7 protein-coding genes are annotated in these 7,046 nt (G+C 48.1%); all 7 read left to right on the top strand.

Annotated features, from left to right (window positions below):
• Window positions 1-452: 452 nt before the first annotated feature.
• From trpE to trpA, 7 genes are read left to right on the top strand one after another with little or no spacing between them, the layout of a single operon-like run.
• A complete protein-coding gene (gene trpE, locus ACTNDQ_RS13080; RefSeq protein ID WP_441064801.1) occupies window positions 453-1,940 on the top strand; it encodes an anthranilate synthase component I in 1,488 nt (495 codons plus the stop codon).
• Entirely contained in the window at window positions 1,937-2,515 is a 579-nt protein-coding gene (locus ACTNDQ_RS13075) for a glutamine amidotransferase-related protein (RefSeq protein ID WP_177289768.1), read from the top strand. Before trpE ends, ACTNDQ_RS13075 begins: the two co-directional genes overlap by 4 nt.
• Before the next feature lie 13 nt (window positions 2,516-2,528).
• A complete protein-coding gene (trpD, locus tag ACTNDQ_RS13070) occupies window positions 2,529-3,542 on the top strand; it encodes an anthranilate phosphoribosyltransferase (protein ID WP_441064799.1) in 1,014 nt (337 codons plus the stop codon).
• Complete coding sequence (gene trpC, locus ACTNDQ_RS13065) at window positions 3,539-4,333, top strand: indole-3-glycerol phosphate synthase TrpC (RefSeq protein ID WP_441064797.1); 795 nt, start codon at window positions 3,539-3,541, stop codon at window positions 4,331-4,333. Before trpD ends, trpC begins: the two co-directional genes overlap by 4 nt.
• A complete protein-coding gene (locus ACTNDQ_RS13060) occupies window positions 4,330-4,968 on the top strand; it encodes a phosphoribosylanthranilate isomerase (protein WP_441064796.1) in 639 nt (212 codons plus the stop codon). Before trpC ends, ACTNDQ_RS13060 begins: the two co-directional genes overlap by 4 nt.
• 1 nt (window position 4,969) lies before the next feature.
• Window positions 4,970-6,154 (top strand): tryptophan synthase subunit beta, encoded by a 1,185-nt coding sequence (trpB, locus tag ACTNDQ_RS13055; protein WP_441064794.1) that lies wholly within the window; start codon window positions 4,970-4,972, stop codon window positions 6,152-6,154.
• On the top strand, window positions 6,147-6,920 hold the full coding sequence (trpA, locus tag ACTNDQ_RS13050; RefSeq protein ID WP_059086055.1) for a tryptophan synthase subunit alpha: 774 nt from the start codon (window positions 6,147-6,149) through the stop codon (window positions 6,918-6,920). Before trpB ends, trpA begins: the two co-directional genes overlap by 8 nt.
• Window positions 6,921-7,046 lie beyond the last annotated feature (126 nt).

The raw sequence follows: 7,046 nt of genomic DNA, 5'->3' as shown, positions 1-7,046 counted from the left end.
ACACTATCACAATTATAGAATAAAATGACATTTTTTTCAACTTTTGTATTGACATATTAAAAATCCTGTGCTATTTTATATAAAAAATTTAATCGAGTAAACCACTAAACCGTTGAAGCGGAGATAAAGGTACTCATGCGCGCACAGAGAGTCCGGGAGGGTGAGAGCCGGGCCGAGAAGCAGTTTACCAAATGGACCGCAGAGGGCACAGGGAAAGGTGTTATGGATACCGAGTATTCTGTGACGTGAAGGCATACGTCAGTTGCCGGGAATATGTAGGTATTCCGCTAAGTGCACGGATCGAACCGTGAATCAGGGTGGCACCGCGGGTGATTTGGAATTTGACGCTCGTCCCTGGCAGAACCAGATTCTGCCGGAGACGGGCGTTTTCTTTTTCATATCGTTCCGTTTCCTCCGGTAAAGGAATGAAAAGAACTCAGGAGGGCCTGTATATGTATCCAACATTAGAAAAACTTAAGAATATTGCACAGTCAGGCGAATACCGGCGCATCCCCGTATGCCACGAGCTGTATTCCGACCGCTACACACCTGTAGAAGTCATGAGAACCTTACGCACAGCCAGCAGACACTGTTATCTTCTGGAAAGTGCAAGCCAGACAGAAGTATGGGGACGCTATTCCTTCCTGGGATATGAGCCATCTATGGAAATCACCTGTACAGACGGAAATCTTCAGATCCGAAAGATCCACGAGGACGGAACCGAAGAAAAAACTGTACAGCAGGTAAAGCATCCTGGAGATGCCATCCGCCAGATTCTGAAAGAATACAAAAGTCCGGTGCTGGAAAATATGCCTACATTCACCGGTGGTCTGGTAGGATATTTTTCCTACGATTACATCAAGTACAGCGAGCCGAAGCTGAAACTTACCGATGAGACTGTACAGGATTTCAGGGATATGGACCTGATGCTTTTTGACCAGGTAATCGCTTTTGATCATTACAGACAGAAGGTACTTCTGATCACCGGCGTGATGACGGATGATCTGGAAAATTCCTACCGGAAAGCCGAAGAGAAGTTAAAAGAAATGGCAGATTTGATCCGAAACGGAAAACAGGATGAGTTCCCGTCCCTGAAACTGAAATCTTCCATTGAACCACAGTTCCCAAAAGAAAAATACTGTGAGATGGTAGAAACCGCAAGACATTACATCCGTGAGGGAGATATCTTCCAGGTAGTCCTTTCCAACCCGATGCGGGCAAAAGCTGAAGGAAGCCTGTTTGATACTTACCGCGTTCTCCGGGCTACCAATCCTTCTCCGTATATGTTTTATTTTTCCAGCGATGATATTGAGATCGCAGGAGCATCCCCGGAAACACTGGCCAAGCTTACCGGAACGGAATTAAGCACCTTCCCGTTAGCAGGAACCAGACCAAGGGGCAAGACAAAAGAAGAAGACCAGGCACTGGAAAAAGGCCTTCTCTCCGATGAAAAAGAACGTGCCGAGCACAACATGCTTGTAGATCTTGGAAGAAATGATATCGGAAAGATCAGCAAGATCGGAACTGTAAAAGTAGAAAAATATATGTGCATCGAGCGTTTTTCCCATGTTATGCATATCGGTTCCACAGTTACCGGACAGATCCGGGATGACAAAGACGCGGTGGATGCAGTAGATGCCATCCTCCCGGCAGGAACCCTTTCCGGAGCACCGAAGTTCCGTGCCTGCCAGATCATCCAGGAGTTGGAACAGAGCAAACGGGGGATTTACGGCGGCGCCATCGGATATCTGGATTTCGCCGGAAACCTGGACACCTGCATTGCCATCCGCCTGGTTTATAAAAAGAACGGTGAGATCTGCATCCGGTCCGGAGCCGGGATCGTGGCAGACAGTGTTCCGGAAAATGAATTCCAGGAATGCTGCAACAAGGCAAGAGCCGTTGTACAGGCAATCGAAACTGCACAGGAGGGACTGGAATGATAGTACTGATCGATAATTATGATAGCTTTTCCTATAACGTTTACCAGCTGATCGGTTCCGTGGAACCGGATATCAAGGTTGTGCGAAATGATGAAGTGACCATCGAAGAACTTGAGGATATGAAGCCGGAAGCCCTGATACTTTCTCCGGGCCCGGGACGTCCGGAAGATGCAGGGATCTGCATTGAATCTATAAAATATTTCAAGGACAAACTGCCGATTCTGGGTATCTGCCTTGGACATCAGTCCATCTGTGAAGCCTTCGGAGGAACCGTCTCCTATGCAAAAGAGCTGATGCATGGCAAGCAGAAGGAAATTCATAAAGTTGGTGAGAGTCAGATGTTTGAGGGACTGCCGGAAACTTTTCTGGCGGCAAGATATCACTCACTGGCAGCAATCCGGGATACATTACCGGAAGAATTGATTGTCACCGCGGAGTCCGGGGACGGCGAGGTGATGGCACTGGAACATAAAAAATATCCAATCTTTGGATTACAGTTCCATCCAGAATCGGTTATGACACCAGATGGAAAAACGATGATCGAGAATTTTATGAAGGTTGTAAGAGCGAAATAAGGAGGAAACCACAATGATCAAAGAAGCAATCATCAAACTTTCAAAAAAAGAAGACCTTACATATGACGAAGCAGAAGCCGTAATGAATGAGATCATGGACGGAGCGGCAACACCGGTACAGATGGCATCCTACCTTACCGCGCTTTCACTGAAAGGCGAAACCATTGATGAGATCACAGCATCTGCAGCAGGCATGCGTGCACACTGCATCAAACTTCTCCACGATATGGATGTTCTGGAAATCGTTGGAACCGGCGGTGACGGATCAAATTCCTTCAACATTTCCACAACTTCTTCCCTTGTGATCGCAGCCGGCGGCGTTCCGGTGGCAAAACACGGAAACCGCGCAGCATCCTCCAAAAGCGGAGCAGCAGATGTTCTGGAAGCACTTGGCGTAAAGATCACCATCCCACCGGAAAAAAGTGCTGATATCCTGAAAAAGATCAACATCTGTTTCCTGTTCGCACAGAATTATCACATTGCCATGAAATATGTGGCACCGATCCGGAAAGAGCTTGGAATCCGTACCGTATTTAATATCCTGGGACCATTAAGCAACCCGGCAGGCGCAAACATGGAGCTGATGGGAGTATTTGACCAGTCTCTGGTAGAGCCGCTGGCCCAGGTTATGATGAAACTTGGCGTGAACCGTGGAATGGTCGTTTTCGGACAGGACAGCCTGGATGAGATTTCCATGAGCGCGCCGACTTTCGTATGCGAGATCAGGGACGGATGGTTCCAGTCCTACGAGATCACACCGGAGCAGTTCGGCTATACACGCTGCAGCAAAGAGGAACTGGCAGGCGGCACACCGGAAGAAAACGCAGAGATTACAAAAGCTATTGTAAAAGGAACCGAAAAAGGAGCGAAGCGTCAGGCTGTATGCATGAACGCAGGTGCCGCACTTTATATTGCAGGAAAAGCAGAGAGCCTGGAAGCCGGCGTGAAGATGGCAGAAAATCTGATTGACAGTGGTGCTGCAGCAGCGAAGCTTGAGGAATTTATCGAGGAGACAAACAAAGAATGAGTGAAAAAAACATTCTGGAAGAAATCGCAGAAAAAACAAGAGAACGTATCCGGAGAGAAAAACTTCAGCTTCCTCTGGAACAGCTGAAAGCCCTGGCAGAAAAAGCGCCGCAGCAGCCTTCTTTTCTGGAAGCTCTGAAAAAAACGGGCATGTCCTACATCTGCGAAGTAAAAAAAGCTTCCCCTTCCAAGGGACTGATCGCAGCAGATTTTCCATATCTGGAAATTGCGAAAGAATACGAGGCAGCAGGTGCATCTGCGATCTCCTGCCTTACGGAACCTTTTTATTTCATGGGAAGTGACACGTATCTTCGTGAGATCACGGAAATGGTGGATATCCCGGTTCTCCGGAAAGACTTTACGGTGGATAAGTATATGATCTTTCAGGCAAAAGCATTCGGCGCATCGGCAGTGCTTCTGATCTGTGCCATCCTGGATGCTCAGGAACTTCGGGAATACCGGGAGCTGGCAGAAGATCTGGGAATGGATGCACTGGTGGAAGCTCACGACGAGGAAGAAGTGGCAAGGGCACTGAAAGCAGGAGCGAAGATCGTCGGTGTAAATAACCGGGATCTGAAAACCTTTAAAGTTGATATGAATAACAGCATCCGTCTTCGAAACCTGGCACCGGACAATGTGGTATTTGTTTCGGAAAGTGGAATCAAAAACGCCGGAGACATCGCTATTCTGGAAAGAAACCGGGTAGGCGCGGTCCTGATCGGCGAGACACTGATGCGAAGCCTGGATAAAAAAGCAGCGCTGGAAGAGTTAAATGGCGGAGTACTGAGATGAAAGAAGCATTGAAGAAAAGAACCAGGATCAAGATCTGCGGCTTGACCCGCCCGGAAGATATCCAGGCAGTTAACGAAGCGAAACCGGACTTTGCAGGATTCATTGTAGAATTCCCGAAAAGCCGGAGAAACGTCACAGTAGATCAGCTGCGGCAGCTCAGAGAAAAACTGGATGAAAGCATTTTGCCGGCAGGCGTATTCGTCAATGCGCCGGTGGAACTTCCCGCACGGCTTTTAAATGAAGGAACCATTGCCCTGGCACAGCTTCACGGACAGGAAGACGAAGCGTATATCAGACAGCTTAAGACTATGACGGACCAGCTTCTGATAAAAGCTTTTTCCATAAAAACAGAAGAAGATGTAAAGAGTGCGATCCGTTCGGAAGCAGATTACATTCTTCTGGATCAGGGATCCGGGGGCACCGGAGAGACCTTTGACTGGAATCTGGTACCGGCTATAAAGCGTCCCTGGTTTCTGGCCGGAGGCCTGGGATGTGACAATCTGGAAACAGCCATAAAAATGCTGCATCCCTGGGCAGCAGATTTAAGCAGCAGCGTAGAAACCGACGGTTACAAAGACCCGGATAAAATAGTAAAAGCGGTACAGACCGTGAGGAACATAAAGGAGGATTTTTAACATGTCAAAAGGAAGATTCGGCATCCATGGCGGACAGTACATCCCGGAAACACTGATGAACGCCGTTCTGGAGCTTGAGAAAGCATATAATCATTACAAAAACGACCCGGAATTCAACCGCGAGCTTACAGAGCTTCTCAATGAATACGCAGGAAGACCTTCCCGTCTTTACTATGCGGCACACATGACCGAGGACCTTGGCGGAGCCAAGATCTATCTGAAAAGAGAAGACTTAAACCACACAGGAGCCCACAAGATCAATAACGTTCTGGGCCAGGTACTTCTTGCAAAAAAAATGGGCAAGACGCGTGTCATCGCAGAGACAGGAGCCGGCCAGCACGGTGTTGCAACTGCAACCGCAGCAGCACTGATGGGAATGGAATGTGAGGTATTCATGGGAAAAGAAGACACGGAACGTCAGGCACTGAATGTTTACAAAATGCGTCTTCTCGGAGCAAAAGTCCATGCAGTCACAAGCGGAACCGCAACCTTAAAGGATGCCGTTTCCGAGACCATGCGTGAATGGACAAACCGTATTGCAGATACCCATTATGTACTGGGATCTGTTATGGGACCGCACCCGTTCCCAACTATCGTACGTGATTTCCAGGCAGTGATCTCCAAGGAGATCAAAGAACAGATGCTGGAAAAAGAGGGCAGACTTCCGGATGTTGTCCTGGCCTGTGTGGGCGGCGGCTCCAATGCTATCGGAACCTTCTACAATTTCATTGAGGACAAAGACGTTCGTCTTATCGGCTGTGAGGCAGCAGGACGTGGCGTGAATACTGCGGAGACTGCGGCAACCATCGCAACCGGTCGTCTCGGAATCTTCCATGGTATGAAATCCTACTTCTGCCAGGATGAATACGGACAGATCGCACCGGTATACTCCATCTCCGCAGGTCTTGATTATCCGGGTGTAGGTCCGGAGCATGCACACCTTTATGATATCGGAAGAGCAGAGTACGTTCCTGTTACAGATGACGAAGCAGTAGATGCTTTTGAATATCTTTCCAGAACAGAAGGAATCATTCCTGCGATCGAAAGTGCCCACGCAGTGGCCTATGCGAAAAAGATCGCACCGACACTTGGAAAGGACAAGATCATGGTAGTTACCATTTCAGGACGTGGAGATAAGGACTGTGCGGCAATTGCCCGCTACAGAGGGGAGGATATTCATGAATAAGAGAATTACAGAAGCATTTGCAAACGGAAAAGCATTTATTCCTTTTTTAACCTGCGGAGATCCGTCTCTGGAGGTAACAGAGCAGCTGGTTTATGCAATGGAAGAAGCAGGAGCAGATCTGATCGAGCTTGGGATCCCGTTCTCAGATCCTACCGCAGAGGGACCTGTGATCCAGGAAGCTAATGTCCGGGCACTTGCAGGTGGCGTGACTACAGATAAAGTTTTTGCAATGGTAGAAAAAATCCGTAAAAATACAAAAATCCCAATGGTATTCATGACCTATGCAAACGTAGTATTTTCTTACGGAACAGAGCGTTTTATCAAGAAAGCAGCGGAAGTTGGAATGGATGGACTGATCCTTCCGGATGTTCCGTTTGAGGAAAAAGAAGAGTTTGATGTTGTGTGCAAACAGTACGGCCTTGACCTGATCTCCCTGATCGCACCGACCTCCCATGAGCGGATCGCCATGATCGCAAAAGAGGCGGAAGGCTTTGTTTACTGCGTATCTTCCCTTGGTGTAACAGGAATGCGTACCAGCATTACCACAGATATCGGAGCTATGGTAAAGCTGGTAAAAGCCCAGAAAGACATCCCATGTGCCGTAGGCTTCGGAATCTCAACTCCGGAGCAGGCAAAAAAAATGGCAGATCAGTCAGACGGTGCCATTGTAGGATCTGCGATCGTGAAGCTTTGTGGTGCCTACGGCAAAGACTGCGTGCCGAAGGTGAAGGCTTATGTGAAAGAGATGAAGGATGCGATCAGATAAGTTCCCGGCTGAAATCGGAACACAGATCACAAAGTGTAATAAAAATCTGCTTTATCCCAAAGAAAGGGTAAAGCAGATTTTTTTTCTGCTCTGAACGGAGGCCGGAAAAATTGCAGGAAATATCTA

This window comes from Blautia massiliensis (ex Liu et al. 2021) (assembly GCF_052064225.1).
Classification (GTDB): Bacteria; Bacillota; Clostridia; order Lachnospirales; family Lachnospiraceae; genus Blautia_A; species Blautia_A fusiformis.
This window is presented reverse-complemented; position numbering and strand designations above follow the sequence as displayed.